At 59.7% G+C, this 16,772-nt stretch carries 15 protein-coding genes, 1 tRNA gene and 1 other RNA gene; 9 read left to right on the top strand and 8 right to left on the bottom strand.

Annotated elements, in window-relative coordinates:
• Positions 1 to 4 precede the first annotated feature (4 nt).
• From ACMGGK_RS07005 to yejF, 3 genes are read left to right on the top strand one after another with little or no spacing between them, the layout of a single operon-like run.
• Complete coding sequence (locus tag ACMGGK_RS07005) at positions 5 to 1,096, top strand: microcin C ABC transporter permease YejB (RefSeq protein WP_164053371.1); 1,092 nt, start codon at positions 5 to 7, stop codon at positions 1,094 to 1,096.
• Positions 1,093 to 2,118 (top strand): ABC transporter permease, encoded by a 1,026-nt coding sequence (locus tag ACMGGK_RS07000; protein ID WP_420276774.1) that lies wholly within the window; start codon positions 1,093 to 1,095, stop codon positions 2,116 to 2,118. The genes ACMGGK_RS07005 and ACMGGK_RS07000 overlap by 4 nt, the downstream gene beginning before the upstream one ends.
• Position 2,119: 1 nt before the next feature.
• The gene (gene yejF, locus ACMGGK_RS06995; protein ID WP_016926971.1) at positions 2,120 to 3,730 is read left to right on the top strand and encodes a microcin C ABC transporter ATP-binding protein YejF; all 1,611 of its coding nucleotides are present in this window, start codon (positions 2,120 to 2,122) and stop codon (positions 3,728 to 3,730) included.
• Between the two features lie 8 nt (positions 3,731 to 3,738).
• Here yejF and ACMGGK_RS06990 read toward each other — a convergent pair whose 3' ends face one another.
• The 3 genes from ACMGGK_RS06990 to rsuA all read right to left on the bottom strand — a co-directional run bounded on the left by ACMGGK_RS06990 (position 3,739) and on the right by rsuA (position 6,629).
• Positions 3,739 to 4,083, bottom strand: a complete 345-nt coding sequence (locus tag ACMGGK_RS06990) for a YejG family protein (RefSeq protein ID WP_004935763.1) — start codon at positions 4,081 to 4,083, stop codon at positions 3,739 to 3,741.
• Positions 4,084 to 4,677: 594 nt separating this feature from the next.
• Positions 4,678 to 5,874 carry a Bcr/CflA family multidrug efflux MFS transporter gene (locus ACMGGK_RS06985; RefSeq protein ID WP_015378537.1) on the bottom strand — a complete coding sequence of 399 codons (1,197 nt, stop codon included), beginning with the start codon at positions 5,872 to 5,874 and terminating at the stop codon, positions 4,678 to 4,680.
• Positions 5,875 to 5,915: 41 nt separating this feature from the next.
• The gene (rsuA, locus tag ACMGGK_RS06980) at positions 5,916 to 6,629 is read right to left on the bottom strand and encodes a 16S rRNA pseudouridine(516) synthase RsuA (RefSeq protein ID WP_016926969.1); all 714 of its coding nucleotides are present in this window, start codon (positions 6,627 to 6,629) and stop codon (positions 5,916 to 5,918) included.
• A 319-nt stretch (positions 6,630 to 6,948) separates the two neighbouring features.
• Between rsuA and ACMGGK_RS06975 the strand changes: the two genes are divergently transcribed.
• Positions 6,949 to 8,706, top strand: a complete 1,758-nt coding sequence (locus tag ACMGGK_RS06975; RefSeq protein WP_049300470.1) for a DEAD/DEAH box helicase — start codon at positions 6,949 to 6,951, stop codon at positions 8,704 to 8,706.
• 162 nt (positions 8,707 to 8,868) lie between these two features.
• A complete protein-coding gene (gene rplY, locus ACMGGK_RS06970; RefSeq protein ID WP_004935776.1) occupies positions 8,869 to 9,153 on the top strand; it encodes a 50S ribosomal protein L25 in 285 nt (94 codons plus the stop codon).
• Positions 9,154 to 9,237: 84 nt separating this feature from the next.
• Here rplY and yejK read toward each other — a convergent pair whose 3' ends face one another.
• Positions 9,238 to 10,245, bottom strand: a complete 1,008-nt coding sequence (yejK, locus tag ACMGGK_RS06965) for a nucleoid-associated protein YejK (protein WP_004935779.1) — start codon at positions 10,243 to 10,245, stop codon at positions 9,238 to 9,240.
• A gap of 211 nt (positions 10,246 to 10,456) precedes the next feature.
• Between yejK and ACMGGK_RS06960 the strand changes: the two genes are divergently transcribed.
• From ACMGGK_RS06960 to ACMGGK_RS06945, 4 genes are all read left to right on the top strand, one after another.
• Positions 10,457 to 10,684, top strand: a complete 228-nt coding sequence (locus tag ACMGGK_RS06960; protein ID WP_004935782.1) for a YejL family protein — start codon at positions 10,457 to 10,459, stop codon at positions 10,682 to 10,684.
• A 9-nt stretch (positions 10,685 to 10,693) separates the two neighbouring features.
• A complete protein-coding gene (yejM, locus tag ACMGGK_RS06955; RefSeq protein WP_016926966.1) occupies positions 10,694 to 12,475 on the top strand; it encodes an LPS biosynthesis-modulating metalloenzyme YejM in 1,782 nt (593 codons plus the stop codon).
• Between the two features lie 78 nt (positions 12,476 to 12,553).
• Positions 12,554 to 12,630: transfer RNA gene (locus tag ACMGGK_RS06950), tRNA-Pro, on the top strand.
• A 36-nt stretch (positions 12,631 to 12,666) separates the two neighbouring features.
• A non-coding RNA gene (locus tag ACMGGK_RS06945) (RtT sRNA) lies at positions 12,667 to 12,795 on the top strand.
• A gap of 139 nt (positions 12,796 to 12,934) precedes the next feature.
• On the opposite strand, the gene maiA is transcribed toward ACMGGK_RS06945, so the two are convergent.
• Genes maiA through ACMGGK_RS06925 form a run of 4 tightly spaced genes read right to left on the bottom strand, consistent with a single transcriptional unit; the run spans position 12,935 to position 16,722 of the window.
• Complete coding sequence (maiA, locus tag ACMGGK_RS06940) at positions 12,935 to 13,579, bottom strand: maleylacetoacetate isomerase (RefSeq protein ID WP_028127735.1); 645 nt, start codon at positions 13,577 to 13,579, stop codon at positions 12,935 to 12,937.
• A 20-nt stretch (positions 13,580 to 13,599) separates the two neighbouring features.
• The gene (locus tag ACMGGK_RS06935) at positions 13,600 to 14,301 is read right to left on the bottom strand and encodes a fumarylacetoacetate hydrolase family protein (protein WP_025303616.1); all 702 of its coding nucleotides are present in this window, start codon (positions 14,299 to 14,301) and stop codon (positions 13,600 to 13,602) included.
• Between the two features lie 15 nt (positions 14,302 to 14,316).
• Entirely contained in the window at positions 14,317 to 15,354 is a 1,038-nt protein-coding gene (gtdA, locus tag ACMGGK_RS06930; protein ID WP_143778327.1) for a gentisate 1,2-dioxygenase, read from the bottom strand.
• An 18-nt stretch (positions 15,355 to 15,372) separates the two neighbouring features.
• Positions 15,373 to 16,722 carry an MFS transporter gene (locus ACMGGK_RS06925; RefSeq protein ID WP_033639827.1) on the bottom strand — a complete coding sequence of 450 codons (1,350 nt, stop codon included), beginning with the start codon at positions 16,720 to 16,722 and terminating at the stop codon, positions 15,373 to 15,375.
• Positions 16,723 to 16,772: the final 50 nt, after the last annotated feature.

The raw sequence follows: 16,772 nt of genomic DNA, 5'->3' as shown, positions 1-16,772 counted from the left end.
CGGAATGGCGGCCTATCTGATACGCAGACTGTTATTGGTGATCCCCACGCTGTGGGCGATCATCACCATCAACTTTTTTATCGTGCAAATCGCCCCCGGCGGTCCGGTCGATCAGGCCATCGCCGCCATCGAGCTCGGGCACGGCAGCGGGTTTGGCAGCGGCGGTGTCGGCGAAGGCCTGGGCCACGCCCGGACGGGCATCGCGGCTGGCGACGGCCAATATCGCGGTTCGCGCGGTCTGGATCCGGAGGTGATCGCCGAGATCACCCAACGTTACGGTTTCGACAAACCGCTGCACGAGCGCTACTTCACCATGCTGTGGAACTATATGCGCTTCGACTTCGGCGACAGCCTGTTTCGCGGCGCTTCGGTGATGCAGCTGATCGGCCAGAGCCTGCCGGTCTCCATCACGTTGGGCCTCTGGAGCACGCTGATCATCTATCTGGTGTCGATCCCGCTCGGCATCCGCAAGGCCGTCCACAACGGCAGCGCGTTCGATACCTGGAGCAGCACGCTGATTATCATCGGCTACGCCATTCCGGCTTTTCTGTTCGCCATTCTGATGATCGTGCTGTTCGCCGGCGGCAGCTACCTGGACTGGTTCCCGCTGCGCGGCCTGGTATCGAGCAACTTCGACACCCTCTCATGGCCGGCGAAGATCGCCGACTATCTGTGGCATATCACCCTGCCGGTGCTGGCGACGGTGATCGGCGGCTTCGCCACCCTGACCATGCTGACCAAAAACGCGTTCCTCGACGAGATCCGCAAACAGTACGTCATCACCGCCCGTGCCAAAGGGCTGGACGAGAAAAAAATCTTGTACCGCCACGTGTTCCGCAACGCCATGCTGCTGGTGATCGCCGGTTTTCCAGCCACCTTTATCAGCATGTTCTTCACCGGCTCACTGCTGATTGAGGTGATGTTCTCGCTCAACGGCCTGGGGCTGCTGGGTTACGACGCCACGCTGCAGCGCGACTACCCGGTGATGTTCGGCACGCTGTATATCTTCACCCTGATCGGCCTGCTGTTGAATATCCTCAGCGATATCACCTACACCCTGGTCGATCCGCGCATTGACTTCGAGGCCCGCCAATGAGCCGCCTTAGCCCGATCAACCAGGCGCGCTGGGCGCGTTTTCGCCGCAACCGCCGCGGCTACTGGTCGCTGTGGATCTTTTTGGTGCTATTCACCCTGAGCCTGGCCGCCGATCTGATCGCCAACGACAAACCGCTGTTGGTGCGTTATGAAGGCCGGTTGTACCTGCCGTTTATGATTAGCTACAGCGAAACCACCTTCGGCGGCGAACTGAATACCGAAGCCGACTATCAGGATCCGTTCGTGCAGCGGCAGATCGAACGGCACGGCTGGGCGGTCTGGGCACCGATCCGCTTCAGTTACGACACCATCAACTTCGCCACCGAGGTGCCCTTCCCTTCGCCGCCTTCGCGGCACAACCTGCTGGGCACCGACAGCAACGGCGGCGACGTGCTGGCCCGGGTGCTGTACGGTTTTCGCATTTCGATGCTTTTCGGCCTGGCGCTGACGCTGTTTTCCAGCCTGATCGGCGTGTGCGTCGGCGCGACGCAGGGGTATTACGGCGGGCGTTTCGATCTGTGGGGGCAGCGCTTTATCGAAGTGTGGTCGGGCATGCCGACGCTGTTTCTGATCATTCTGCTGTCGAGCATCGTCCAGCCCAATTTCTGGTGGCTGCTCGGCATCACCATCCTGTTCGGCTGGATGAGCCTGGTGGGCGTGGTGCGCGCCGAATTCCTGCGCACCCGCAATTTTGACTATATCCGCGCCGCGCTCGCCATGGGCGTGCCGGATCGGGTAATCATGTCCCGCCATATGCTGCCCAACGCCATGGTGGCGACGCTGACCTTCCTGCCGTTTATCCTCTGCGGCTCGATCACCACCCTGACGTCGCTCGATTTCCTCGGTTTCGGTCTGCCGATAGGCTCGCCGTCGCTCGGCGAATTGCTGCTGCAAGGCAAAAACAATCTGCAGGCGCCGTGGCTCGGCATCACCGCCTTCCTGGTATTGGCAGTGCTGCTGTCGTTATTAATCTTTATCGGCGAAGCGGTGCGCGACGCCTTTGACCCCAGCAAGGCGCATTGATATGGCCACTCCTTTGCTCGCTATTCAGGATCTCAGCATCGCCTTCCGCCAGGGCGACACCGTCACGCCGGTGGTCAACGAACTCTCGCTGCAAATAGCGCCGGCGGAAACGCTGGCGCTGGTAGGGGAATCCGGCTCCGGCAAAAGCGTCACCGCCCTGTCGATACTGCGTCTGCTGCCCGCGCCGCCGGTGGTTTACCCTGCCGGCGATATTCTGTTCAACGGCGAGTCGTTGTTGCATGCGCCGGAAGCGGCACTGCGCAAGGTGCGCGGCAATCAGATCGCGATGATCTTTCAGGAACCGATGGTGTCGCTCAATCCGCTGCACACCATCGAGAAGCAACTGGCGGAAGTGCTGATGCTGCACCGCGGCCTGCGGCGCGAAGCCGCGCGCGCAGAGATCGTCGAATGCCTGGAGCGCGTCGGCATCCGTCAGGCCAAGAGCCGGCTGCAGGATTACCCGCATCAGCTGTCCGGCGGCGAACGCCAGCGGGTGATGATCGCCATGGCGGTGTTGACCCGCCCGAAACTGCTGATCGCCGACGAGCCCACCACCGCGCTCGACGTGACTATCCAGGCGCAGATCCTGACGCTGCTGCAAGAGCTGAAGCAAGAGATGGGCATGGGGTTGCTGTTCATCACCCATAATCTGAATATCGTGCGCCGCCTGGCGGACAACGTGGCGGTGATGCGCCAGGGGCGCTGCGTAGAGCAAAACGGCCGCGCGCAGTTGTTCAGCCGGCCGCAGCATCCCTACACGCAGCAGCTGCTGGCCGCCGAAGACGTCGGTGAGCCGCTGCCGTTGCCTGCCGCGGCCAACGCGCGCTCCGGTGACGAGCGGCCGCTGCTCAAGGTGGAAGATCTGCAGGTGCGCTTCCCCATTCGGCGTGGCCTGCTGCGCCGCACGGTGGATTATCATTATGCATTGAAATCATTGAGTTTCGAGCTGCGCGCCGGGGAAAGCGTCGGGCTGGTAGGAGAATCCGGCTCGGGTAAAAGCACCACCGGGCTTGCGCTATTGCGTCTGCTGGCCTCGCAGGGCGCCATCTGGTTCGACGGCGAACCGCTGCACCCGCTCACGATGAAACAGATGCTGCCCTACCGCAGCCGAATGCAAATCGTCTTCCAGGATCCTTATTCCGCACTGAATCCGCGCCTGAGCGTGCAGCAGATCATCGCCGAGGGGCTGGAGGTGCACCAGCGACTTAGCCCCGAGCAGCGGGAACAACGCGTGATCGAGGTGTTGCGGGAAGTCGGCCTGGATCCTCAGCTTCGCCACCGCTATCCCACCGAGTTCTCCGGCGGCCAACGCCAGCGCATCGCCATCGCGCGCGCGCTGATCCTGCAGCCGCAGCTGCTGATCCTCGACGAGCCGACCTCTTCACTGGATAAATCGGTGCAGGCGCAGATCCTGACGCTGCTGAAATCGCTGCAGCAACGCCATCGGTTGGCATATCTGTTCATCAGCCATGACCTGCAGGTGGTGCGTTCGCTATGTCACCAGGTCATCGTACTGCGACAGGGGGAAGTGGTTGAACAGGGAGACTGCCGGGCGATTTTCGCGGCGCCCGCGGCCGACTATACCCGTCAACTGCTGCAGTTGGCGGATTAGCGGCGAATTCAGAAGGGGTATTGCGCGCTGAGCGGTTCGGCGATCGCGGCACCGACGTTTTTCAGGCGGCACATGGTGGCGCTCTCGTCGCTGCGCTGCACGAACAGGCAAGGTTCCCCTTCCCATTCGACGATCGCACAGTCGACCTGAATCTCCTGCAACGACAGATTGAGCTGTTGCATGACCTGCCAGGCCTCGGCTCCTTCATGGCTGAGCAACTTCAGCCCAATCAGGTTGTTATCTTCGTCTATTCCGTTAAACGGAATCGGTTCGACCTTCACGCCGGTGAAACCGGATAGCCAACGATAACTTTGCGGCAAGCGATGCACTACCGAAAGTTGGATACTCTCCACATGAAATCCCTAGTTTGAAAAGGTGAAACACTTTTACCTGACAGGGTTACTAAGTTATAGCCGTTGACTCCCGACTCTGCCGCGCACAAATGTTATTTAAATGTAAATTTTGCCGCAAGCCATTAACCTGACCCCGTGCTTGCCGATGCCGTGCCACTTTTTGGCGCGCCGTGCGGTGTTATTTCACGGCATTTTGCGACTCAGCTCGCATTTTTGCGTTATATGTAACCCTTTCCCGCAGCGATCTCAACTCTTTTTTCTTGCAATGCGACTACTTTTTCGTCGCCATATTTTTACAATGAAGAAACATCTTACCCGTCACGTTAGCGCAGGCACTGTTGCTAATACCTTGATTTACATCAACCCTAATACAAACCCCCCGCGCGGCTCAGCCAACAGCGCGCCGCGCTACTCGGGGAATATTGGGCGGCACGCTGGCGGATTTTTTTAACAAAAAGCACACAGATGGGAAAACGGCCAATTAATTAGCTTGCGTATATTTAGCAACAAATTTTTCATTGCCGGTTGCCCCCTGAAATGGCAGGGCGCAACCCCGTGACGATGCGGAGCGACACGCCCCGCATCGGGAGAACATCAGGCTGCGCGATCGCGCGGCCGGCTCGCGTAAACATAGAACAGCACCGCCACGATGCTGCACAGCGCCATCGAGGTGACCATTGGCCAAGCGCTTTTGCCCGGCGCCATCGACAGCACCGCCCCCACCAGCGCACCGATGCTGAAGCGCAACGTGCCGGCCAGGGAAGAAGCGGTGCCCGCCATATGCGGAAAATCATCCAGGATCACCGCCATGGCGTTGGAGGAGATCATCGCGATGCACCCCAGATAGACCGCAACGCCGATCACCAGCGCCCAGAATCCCAGGCCCACGGTGCTCACCGCCATCAGCCACAGCCCCATCGCCAGCTGTACCAGCAGCCCCAGCTTGAACATCTTGACCGCACCGAAGCGCCGCACGTTGCGGCTGTTGATCAGCGTCGTCAGGAACAGGAAGACGATGTTCAGCGCAAAATAGTAACCGAAATGCTGCGGCGAAACGTGGTTCAGTTCGATGTAGACGAACGGCCCGGCGCTGAGGAACGAGAACATGCCCGCAAACGAGAAGGCGCTGGCCAACATATAACTCAGCACCCGCTTATGGCGGAACAGCGAACCGAAGTTGCCCAGCGTGGTGCGCAGGTGGAACCGTTGTCGCCGCTCTTTCGGCAACGTCTCCTTGATGAACAAGGCTACCAGCAGCGAACCGATCAGCGCCGCGGCGCCCATGGTCCAGAAGATGGCGTGCCAGCTGAACCACAGCAACAGCGCACCGCCGATCATCGGTGCCAGCAGCGGCGCAATGGTCATCACCAGAATGACGAACGACATCATGCGCGAGAACTCATCCTTGGTGAACATATCGCGCATCAGGGCGTTGATCACCACGCTGGCGGCCGCCGCCGCCAAACCGTGCAGGAAACGCAGCCCGATCAACTGATCGATAGACTGCGCCATGGCACAGGCGCAGCCGGCGATGGCGAAGATCAGCGTTCCCCACAGGATCACCGGCTTGCGGCCGATGCTGTCCGACATCGGCCCATAGAACAGCTGCCCGAAGGCGAAGCCGAGCATATAGGCGCTGAGCGTCATCTGCACGCTGCCGGACTCGACGCCAAACTGGGCGGCGATCACCGGCATGCTGGGCAGGTACATGTCGATGGCCAACGGCATCAACATGGACAACAGGCCCAGAATGAAAATCAAACCGAGATGAGAGGTTCGGTTCTGTTGCACGTTCCACGACTCCTTAATCGGCCGCAATCAATGATCGGTTATCAGTCCTGCAGGTGCGGCGCGCCCACGCTGGCGATCTCTTCTTCCGTCAATGGGCGGTATTCGCCCGGCGCCAGATCGTCATCCAGCGCGATGGCGCCGATGCGCTCACGGTGCAACGCGATCACCCGGTTGCCGACGGCGGCGAACATCCGCTTCACCTGGTGGTAGCGCCCTTCGCTGATGGTCAGGCGCACCACGTGCTCGTCGACCTGCTCCAGCGTCGCCGGCCGCGTCAGATCTTTCTCGTTGTGCAGTTGCACCCCTTCAGCGAAACGCTGCGCAGTGTCTTCCGCCAACGGGTGCTCCAGCGTGACCAAATAGGTTTTCTCGCAGTGGTGGCGCGGCGACGTGACGCGGTGCGACCATTGACCGTCGTCGGTCATCAGCACCAGCCCGGTGGTGTCGATATCCAGCCGCCCGGCGGCGTGCAGCTTGTACGCGACCGGCTCATCGAGGAAATACAGCACCGTCGGATGATCGGGATCGTCGGTAGAGCAGACGTAGCCCTGCGGTTTGTTGAGCATGAAATAGCGCGGGCCGTTCTGCTGCTGCAGCGGATTGCCGTCGAACGCCACTTCTTGCTCCGGGGTCAGTTTAATCGCCCCGCTCTTCACCACCTCACCGTCCACGGTGACGCGTTTAGCCCGAAGTTCGCGCGCGACCAGCGCACGGCTGATGCCTAACTGCTGAGATAAAAACTTGTCCAATCGCATGGGATCTGCTTTGCCTGTCGTTGTTATGATCGCATTGATCGTATTGCCAAAATATGACGCCCGCCGTTGCACCGGGTGCAAATAGCAGGTTCAGGGGGGAAATCGCGTGGGGGAACAGCGATTGCTGTCACACAAGTATAGCGACACTACGCGTTGCCCGACAGAGGTAATTTTCACGCTTCTCGCACCGCGCGTGCGCAGAAGGCATAATAGTAGAAATTTTTCGGCCGCCCGGGGCGTAAAATGTCGCTATTTCTGTGGGAACGGAGGCGACAAGATCTGTACCCGGCGGCCCATTCCACTCTACGGCGTTCATTTTATGGCCTTTACCCTACGCCCCTACCAACTGGAAGCGGTCGAAGCCACCATCAACCATTTCCGGCAGCGTCCCGAACCGGCGCTGATCGTGCTGCCGACCGGCGCCGGCAAAAGCCTGGTGATCGCCGAACTGGCGAAGCGCGCCCGTGGGCGGGTGCTGGTGTTGGCGCACGTCAAGGAACTGGTGGCGCAAAACCACGCCAAATACTGCGCCTACGGCCTGGAGGCGGACATCTTCGCCGCCGGCCTGCAACAAAAAGAAAGCGCCGGCAAAGTGGTGTTCGGCAGCGTGCAGTCGGTGGCGCGCAACCTGCCGCTGTTCAACGGCGCCTTTTCGCTGCTGATCGTCGATGAATGCCACCGCATCAGCGATGACGACGACAGCCAGTACCAACAAATCATCCAGCATTTGCAGAAAACCAACCCGCAGCTGCGGCTGCTGGGGTTGACCGCCACGCCCTATCGTCTGGGCAAGGGCTGGATTTACCAGTATCACTACCACGGTTTCACCCGTGGCGACGGCGCCAGCCTGTTTCGCGACTGCATCTATGAGCTGCCGCTGCGCTATATGATTAAGAACGGCTTCCTGGTGCCGCCTGAGCGGCTGGACATGCCGATTGTGCAGTACGATTTCAGCCGGCTGGAGGCCAGAAGCAACGGCCTGTTCAGCGAAGCGGATCTGAACCGCGAGCTGAAGCGGCAAAACCGCGTCACGCCGCACATCATCAGCCAGATTGTGGAATACGCAGAGGATCGCAAAGGCGTGATGATCTTCGCCGCCACCGTCGAACACGCCCGCGAAATCCACGGCCTGCTGCCGAATGGCGAAGCCGCGCTGGTCAGCGCCGAAACGCCACCCGCCGAGCGCGATGCGCTGATCGAGGCGTTCAAACAGCAGCGGCTGCGCTATCTGGTCAACGTCGCGGTATTGACCACCGGTTTCGACGCGCCGCACGTCGATCTGATCGCGATCCTGCGCCCGACCGAGTCCGTCAGTCTGTATCAGCAGATCGTCGGCCGCGGGCTGCGGCTGGCGCCCGGCAAGGAAGATTGTCTGATCCTCGACTACGCCGGCAACCCGCACGATCTGTTTACGCCGGAGGTCGGCGTCAGCAAGCCGCACGGCGACAGCCAGCCGGTGCAGGTGTTCTGCCCGGCCTGCGGCTTCGCCAATCTGTTCTGGGGCAAGTGCACCGAGAACGGCGACATTATCGAGCACTACGGCCGCCGCTGCCAGGGGTGGCTGGAAGACGACGACGGCCACCGCGAACAGTGCGATTACCGCTTCCGGTTCAAGAGCTGCCCGCACTGCGGCGCGGAGAACGACATCGCCGCACGCCGCTGCCATCAGTGTCAGGAGGTGCTGGTCGATCCCGACGACATGCTGAAGGCGGCGCTGAAGCTGAAAGACGCGCTGGTGCTGCGCTGCGGCGGCATGGAGCTGCAGAGCGGCCGCGATGACAAGGGCGAATGGCTGAAGGCCACCTATTACGACGAGGACGGCACCAGCACCAGCGAGCGTTTCCGCCTGCAGACGCCGGCGCAGCGCAAAGCGTTCGAGATGCTGTTCCTGCGCCCGCACCAGCGCGCGCCGGGCGTGCCGTTCGCCTGGCACACCGCCGCCGACGTGCTGGCGCAACAGCAGGCGCTGCGCCATCCGGATTTCGTGGTGGCGCGCAAACGCGGCCAGTTTTGGCAGGTGCGCGAGAAAGTGTTCGATTATCAAGGCCGTTTCCGCCGCGCCAATCAGTTGGCCTGAGCGAACGGCCCTCAATCTGGGCAGGTTTTCGTTGCCCTGCGGGCGGCTTTCCGTTAAAATGCCGCGCGCTTTACCTGGGCCTGCCCAGCGTTAAAGCGGAATTCCGAACTTGCTACTTGGGTCGCCTGTAGCAGGGTAAATTTTCTTTTAAGAGAAAAAACAATGTTCACTATCAATGCAGAAGTACGTAAAGACCAGGGTAAAGGTGCGAGCCGCCGCCTGCGTGCAGCAAACAAATTCCCAGCTATCGTTTACGGTGGCAAAGAAGCTGCAGTTTCCATCGAATTGGACCATGATTCTGTTAAGAACATGGAAGCTAAACCAGAATTCTACAGCGAAGCAGTAACTCTGGTTATCGACGGTAAAGAAACCAAAGTTAAGGTTCAGGCTGTACAGCGTCACCCGTTCAAGCCAAAACTGGCTCACATCGACTTCGTTCGCGTTTAATCGCTACGTTTTCGAACCTTTCGGGACGCCGAAATAAAGAACGCCGCAATTGCGGCGTTTTTTATTGTCTGCGATTCGGCACGCTTACTTGCCGCTGCCGGTCCGGCGTTGCAGCTGATCGCGCAGGTTCGGCGGCGTGCCTCTGATGGTCAGCGTGTCGGTGGCCGCATCCCAGAAAATGCGCTCGCCCAGCAGCATGGCGTCGAAATTCAGGCTGATGCCGCCGCCGCTGCCGGCAAATTTGGTCAGCTGGCGCAGCGTGCCGCGATCCGCCGGGAAGCTTTCCTCCAACTCATACCCTTGCTCGCTGGAGAACTGCATGAAGTCTTTCTCGCCGACCGGCGACAGCTCCTGCGACAGGGCCTGCAGTTCAATCTCTTCGCCCGCCTGCAGCTGTTCGTTGCAGTAGCTGTACACCTGTTGGCGCACCGACTGGCGCTCGTTCTTGTCCAACTGCGCATCGGCGCAGTAGTCGTCCACCGCCTGCAGCAGCCCACGGTTTTGCGCCTTGGTGTCCAACCCTTCGGACGCCGCCAGGAAATCCATGAAGAAGTCGGCGACCTTGCGACCTACGCGCCCGCGCAGGAAGGTCAGATAGCGGGTCGATTCCGGGTTGGTTTCCCATTCGGTCAGATCGATGCGCGCGACGATATCGGCGTTGTTGATGTCCAGATAGTGCGTGGTGTTGATATCCAGCTCTTCGTTGACGCGCATGCTGTTACGGCTGTTCAGCACCGCGATCAGCAAGTACTCCACCGCCAGATAACGGTATTGGCCGAACAGCACCACGCCGCCTTCGGCAAACGGATACTTCGCCAGTTCGTCGCGCAGGCGGCCGGTCGCCGCGCGGCTGAAGGCCAGAAAGTCCTTATCGTCCTTGCGGCAAGTGCGCAGCGCTTCCGCCAGCTCGCTGCCTTCGTTGAACAGGCCCAAGGCCTTGCTCTTGGCGCTGTAGACGCGATGCAGTTCCGTCATCATTTCTTCCACCGCCGCGTTGGTGGGAAGCAAGGTATCGCGCAACACCACGTCCAGCGTTTGCTCGTCGCGTTTCACCAATTGGTGCAGAGCGATCTGGTCGATATCCAGACTCATGATAAATCCTCCTGTTCTTTAGGCGCGTATTCAAACACTGAAGACCCCGCCCTGCAATACTAAAAAGCCGCGGCAAACCGGAAAGGCGCTGCGAGGAGCAGCCCCGCCACGGGCGCCCCCTTCCCCAAATGACAGGAAGTGATAAAAGAGCGGAAAATCACTGCCCTATACGGTAAGATAGGGCACTTTGCAGATTACTAAGCGCAATTTTATGCCACAATCATCCCGTTACAGTGACGAACACGTTGAACAACTGCTCTCAGAGCTGGTCAATGTTCTGGAAAAACACCATACCCCCACCGATCTTTCCCTGATGGTGCTGGGCAACATGGTCACTAATTTGATCAACACCAGCGTTGCCCCCGCGCAGCGGAAAACCCTGGCGAGATCGTTCGCGGAAGCCCTGCAGGCTTCTGTCCGTGAAGATAAAGCACATTAATATTGACTTATGGTGACAAACCGTCAGCGTTATCGTGAAAAAGTCTCCCAGATGATCAGCTGGGGGCACTGGTTCGCCTTATTCAACATCCTGCTCGCCCTTGGGCTGGGCAGCCGCTACCTGTTTGTCACCGACTGGCCCGCATCCCTGCTGGGCCGGGTCTATGCCTTTGTCAGCCTGCTGGGGCATTTCAGCTTTATCGTGTTCGCCGGCTATTTGCTGGTGATCTTCCCGCTCACCTTCGTGGTGATGTCGCAGCGGCTGCTGCGATTTATTTCCGCCGCGCTGGCCACCATCGGGCTCACGCTGTTGCTGGTCGACAGCGAAGTGTTCTCCCATTTCCACCTGCACCTCAATCCGGTGGTGTGGGATCTGGTGGTCAACCCGGATCAAAGCGAACTGTCGCGTGACTGGCAGCTGATGTTTATCTGCGTGCCGGTGATCTTCCTGGTGGAGATGCTGTTCGGCACCTGGAGCTGGCAGAAGCTGCGCAGCCTGAACCGCCGCCGCTTCGGCAAGCCGCTGGCGGCGCTGTTTATCAGCGCCTTTTTCGCGTCGCACCTGATTTATATCTGGGCCGACGCCAACTTCTATCGCCCGATCACCATGCAGCGGGCCAACCTGCCGCTCTCGTACCCGATGACCGCGCGCAAGTTCCTCGAAAAACACGGCCTGCTCGACCAGCAAGAGTATGAGCGCCGTCTGGTGCAACAGGGCAACCCGGAAGCAGTGTCGGTGGAGTATCCGCTCAGCGATCTCAGCTACGGCGATAAAGGCAGCGGCTATAACCTGCTGATGATCGTAGTGGACGGCATTCGCGCCAAAGACGTGGCGCAGGACATGCCAACCCTGACCCGCTTCGCCCAGGAAAACGTGCGTTTCAGCGATCATTACAGTTCGGGCAACCATGCCGATACCGGGCTGTTCGGCCTGTTCTACGGCATTTCCCCGACCTATCTGGACAGCGTGCTCGCCGGCCGCAAGCCGTCAGCACTGATCAATGCGCTCGGCGATCGGGGCTACCAGCTGGGGCTGTTCTCCTCCGATGGCTTCAATGCCAGCCTGTACCGCCAGGCCCTGTTGACCGACTTCTCGCTGCCGACGCCGGCGCCGCAAAGCGACGCCCAGACCACCCAGCAATGGCAGCGTTGGCTGGCAGACCAGGGTAGCAAAGAGCCGTGGTTCTCCTATATCAACTTCAGCGGCGCCGAGCCGACCGAAGGCGACAAAAAACCGGTCCCGGCCGACTTTATTCGGCGCTATCGCGCCGGCGCACAAGATGTGGATACCCAGATAGCCCAGGTGCTGGACACGCTGAAACAGCGCGGCCTGCTGGATAAAACCGTGGTGGTAATCACCGCCGAGCACGGCGTCGAGTTCAACGACAGCGGCAAAGGCCAATGGGGCGCCGGCACCGCCTTCAACCAGGCGCAGCTACAGGTGCCGTTGGTGATCCACTGGCCGGGCACCCCGGCGCAGACCATCAGCAAGCTGACCGGCCATAACGACGTCATGCGCACCTTGATGCAACGCCTGTTGCACGTGAAAACCGCGCCGAAAGACTATTCGCAAGGCGAGGATCTGTTCACCGCCCAGCGCCGCAACAACTGGATCGCCACCGGCGATGGCAACCAGCTGGTGATAACCACGCCGACACAAACGCTGATGCTGGACAACAGCGGTAACTATCGCGTCTACGATCAGAACGGCGAAGAGATAAAGGACGAGAAACCGCAGCTTGCTCTGCTGTTGCAGGTGTTGACCGATGTAAAACGCTTTATCGCCAACTAACTGCTTAAAACTAAAGCAATCAAGTGGCGAGGCGCTTGCATTAACATCGGGAATCGGTAGTATGATTTTTCATAGCGTCGGCATGTAGCGCAGCCTGGTAGCGCACCGTCATGGGGTGTCGGGGGTCGGAGGTTCGAATCCTCTCATGCCGACCAAATTTAAGAAAACCTGCTGTAACAGCAGGTTTTTTTTTCGTCTGCACGTCGAGAGGATGAGAATCTCCGAAGGAGGTTTGAGCCGAACGTAGTGAGACCACGTTGCTTTAGCAACGGCCCGCAGGGCAAGCATCGAAGATGCGCATAATCCTCTCATGCCGATCAAATTTAAGAAAACCTGCTGTAACAGCAGGTTTTTTTTCGTCTGCACGTCGAGAGGATGAGAGCGCAACCGCTGCGCCACTGTCTCCCCCAACGATCATTGCGCGCCTCGCTTTCGCGACGGCCTTTCGCCTTATCAAGCTCAGGCTGAAATTTTGTCTTGTTGGTTTTCGGGCGCCGCGGCGATGAACGCCGGGAGCTGAGTACAGGCGTCGTAAACCGCCTTACAGCGCGGATACCCGCTCAGATCGCACCCCATCCGCAGGGCATTCGCCCACTGAGGGATCAGGCAGCAATCCGCCAACGTCGGGGTATCGCCAACGCAGAAGGGGCCTGGCGGCCTCTGGAGCAACAGCTGTTCTACGGCGCTCAGCCCTTGGCGGATCCAGTGCGCATACCAGCGTTTTTTCTCTTCATCGCCCACCTTCAGCTCTTCACTCAGGTAGCGTAACACCCGTAGGTTATTGACCGGGTGAATATCACAGGCAATGACATAGACGATTTCCAGTACCCTGCTGCGCGCCGGATCGGCCGCCGGCAACAGCGGCGACTGAGGGAAATGGCGATCCAGCCAGTCGGTAATCGCCAGCGACTGGCTGAGAGACTCGCCGTCGTCCGTGAGCAGCGTCGGCACCAGCCCGACCGGGTTCATGCGCCGATAAGCCAGCTCATTCTGCTGCCCGATGCGAATATTGACCCCCACCGTCTGGTAATGGAGGCCTTTCAGCGCCAGCGCAATGCGCACGCGATAGGAGGCTGAGCTATTAAAAAAACTGTACAGCTTCATCATTCACCTCTGAATCGGCCTCAGACAATCTTCACGGCGATAGGGGTTAGCCCCTCTACATTGCCGGTAATCACATCGCCTTTCACCACCGCGCCTACCCCTTCCGGCGTGCCGGTAAAAATCAGATCGCCGGGCTGCAGCTCAAAAAAGCCGGACAGATAGCTGATGGTTTCATTCACCGACCAGATCAGATGGCGGATATCGCTGCGCTGGCGATCGCTGCCGTTGACCTGCAGCCAGATAGGCGCGTTGTTCACGTCTGCGCTGTCGCCGGCTTTATGCAATGGCGCGATGGGCGCAGAAAGATCGAACGACTTGCCGATTTCCCATGGGCGCCCCATCTGACGCATGTCCATCTGCCGATCGCGGCGGGTCATGTCCAGGCCTGTGGCATATCCCCAAATGTATTCATGCGCCTTTTCCAGCGGAATATCGCTCCCCCGTTTACCAATCGCCACCACCAGTTCGATTTCGTAGTGATAGTTGTCGGTTTGCGACGGATACGGCAACGCCAGCGTTTCGCCGGCCGCCACCGGCACCACCGCATCGGCAGGCTTGCAGAAGAAAAACGGCGGCTCACGATCCGGGTCAAAACCCATTTCGCGGGCATGCGCGGCATAGTTGCGCCCGACGCAGTAGACACGGCGCACGGGAAACTGTTTATCACTCCCCACGACAGGAACCGTCACGGGGGCTTGCGGTGCAAATACGTATTGCGTCATTTTGTCTCTCCCAAATTAATAACGTGCTTCACGGAACAGTCCCAGGGCTTCCTGAACCGGCCGGTCCGAAAAACTGAATAACACGGTGTCTTCGTCCGCCAGGAACGACACGTCGAACCAGGTCGGCGCCACGAAGATATCTTTTGCCGAAAAGTGAAGGGTTTCGCTGCCGATGCTGACCTGACCGCGCCCTTCCACCACGTGATAAATGGTGCTGTCCGTGGTTCGCGCTTTCCGTGAGGAAAAGCCTTTCGGCAGCAGCTGCAGGAAGGCGCCCATCGAGGGCATGGGGTAGCCGCCGGTCACCGGGTTGGCGTAGCGCATCTTGTACCCTTCCCATTCGTCGGCGTCCCCCATGCGGGTGAGGTCATGCAGCGCTTCCCGGCTGCGATCGTAGCGGTAGTTGAAAATGGGCGATGAGTTGCCTTTCTGGTGGCGCAGCGGCAGCATATTGGCCGCATAGCGCGGTAAATAATCCCCCTCCTGGCGCGTCACGGGCTGCTGCTCTTGCGGATAATCTTCCGCGAAACCGCAACCCAGCAGGTTCACCAGCGGCAAATCCAGCCCGTCCAGCCATACCACCGGCTCCTCGCCGGGATTACCGTGATCGTGCCAGCGCCACTGCGGCGTCAAAATGAAGTCGCCTTCATGCATTTGCGTACGTTCACCGTCAACGGCGGTAAATGCCCCTTTCCCTTCGACGATAAACCGCAATGCCGACTGATTATGGCGATGGCTCGGCGCGACTTCGCCCGGCATGATCAACTGCAATCCGGCATACAGCGTCGGGGTAATGGAGGACTGTCCGCGCAGCATCGGGTTTTCCAGCACCAGCACGCGGCGAACCGCCTCTTTGGCGCCAATCAACTCGCCGCTGGCCAGCAGATGCGGGCGAATCGCCTGATAGTTCCAGTAAGCCGGGGCGCAGTTTGCACTCGGCGTCGGCGGCACCAAATGGTGCAGCGACTCCCACAATGGGGTCAGGTTCTGCCCTGAAATATGCCGGTAGAACTGCTGGCGGCTGGGATTAACATCCTGATTGCGTTCAGGCATAGGGATTCTCCTTTTCATTCACGACGCTGCGCGAGGCAACGTATCAGGGGCTGGGGCAGACTGGCGAACGACAGCCGTCAGCAGCATTAACATCACCGTACTGATCGCCGCCGGCACGGCAATAATGAAAAATAGCGTATCGAATGAGAAATTCATCGCCATCATCACGCCGCCGGCAAGCGAGCCGACAATCGCGCCGCAGCGGCCAATGGCATTGGACCAGCTGACGCCGGTCGCCCGGCTTTGCGTCGGATAGAGCGTGGCGGTCAAGGCATTCAGCCCAACCTGCGAACCGCTGATGCCGATGCCGGTGCCGAAGATCGCCAGCGCCATCGGCCATAGGCCGTTCTCGCTCAGGCCAATCATGGCGATACAGACGGCGCCTAAGGCGTAGCTCACCGCCAAGACCCGGAAGGGATTGTATTTGTCCATCAACGCGCCCAGCCCCAGCGCCCCCACCGTGCCCCCCATCTGGAAAGCGGCGGTCACCCAGGAGGCATGCTGCAGATCAATACCGCGGTGGTTAAGCAGCGTCGGCAACCAACTGGAGAGCAGGTAGATGATCAGCATGCTCATAAAAAAAACCGCCCAGAGCATGAGGGTGATACGCAACTGGCGGCCGGCAAACAGCGGGCTGATGCTGCCTTTGGCCGCCGTGGCGGCTTCGCTCAGATAAAAATGGGTTTCTTCATCGCACTCTCGGGTGATGGCGCTGACCGTTTTGGCAATCACCTTGTGCGGCAGTTGGCGGCGAACCTGCCAGCGCGGGGATTCCGGCAGGGCAAACAGCAGCACCACAAAGAGCATCAGCGGCAAAACGCCACCGAGCACCAAAATGCCGTGCCACCCCATCACCGGCACCAGTTGGGCGCTGACGATCCCGCCCAGGGCTGAACCGAGCGTGAAACCGCAGAACATCAGCGTGACCAGCGCGCCACGGCGGCGAGCGGGCAGATATTCAGAGGTCATCGTGATGGTGTTCGGCATCGCGCCCCCCAACCCCAGGCCGGTGAGAAAACGCAAAACGACCAGCGTTGACAGATCGGGGGAGAAGGCCGAAATCAGGCTCAGCGCGCCAAACAGCGCCACGCAAAGCTCGATGACACGCTTGCGGCCAAAGCGATCAGCAAGCGGGCCGCAAAGCAGTGCACCCGCTGTCAACCCCAGCAGCCCCGCGCCAAACAGCGGCGCCAGTTCACCGGCGGTCAGTTGCCACTGGGCGCGGATGTCGGGTGCGATGAAACCAATGGCGGCGGTGTCAAAACCATCCAGCATCACCACCAAAAAGCAGCAGATGATAACGCGCCACTGCGTCTTACCGATGGGAGCAGCATCGATCAGAGCTTGTAAATCACGCCATTGAGTCATAGTGAGCGCCTCGGTGCGGGTAGGGAGATGTCTGTCTTGTTTTAGGTATG

Source organism: Serratia sp. BNK-33-b (assembly GCF_048684565.1).
GTDB classification, from domain to species: Bacteria; Pseudomonadota; Gammaproteobacteria; order Enterobacterales; family Enterobacteriaceae; genus Serratia; species Serratia marcescens.
The sequence above is the reverse complement of the archived record's forward strand: the minus strand, read 5'-3'. Positions and strand labels throughout refer to the sequence as shown.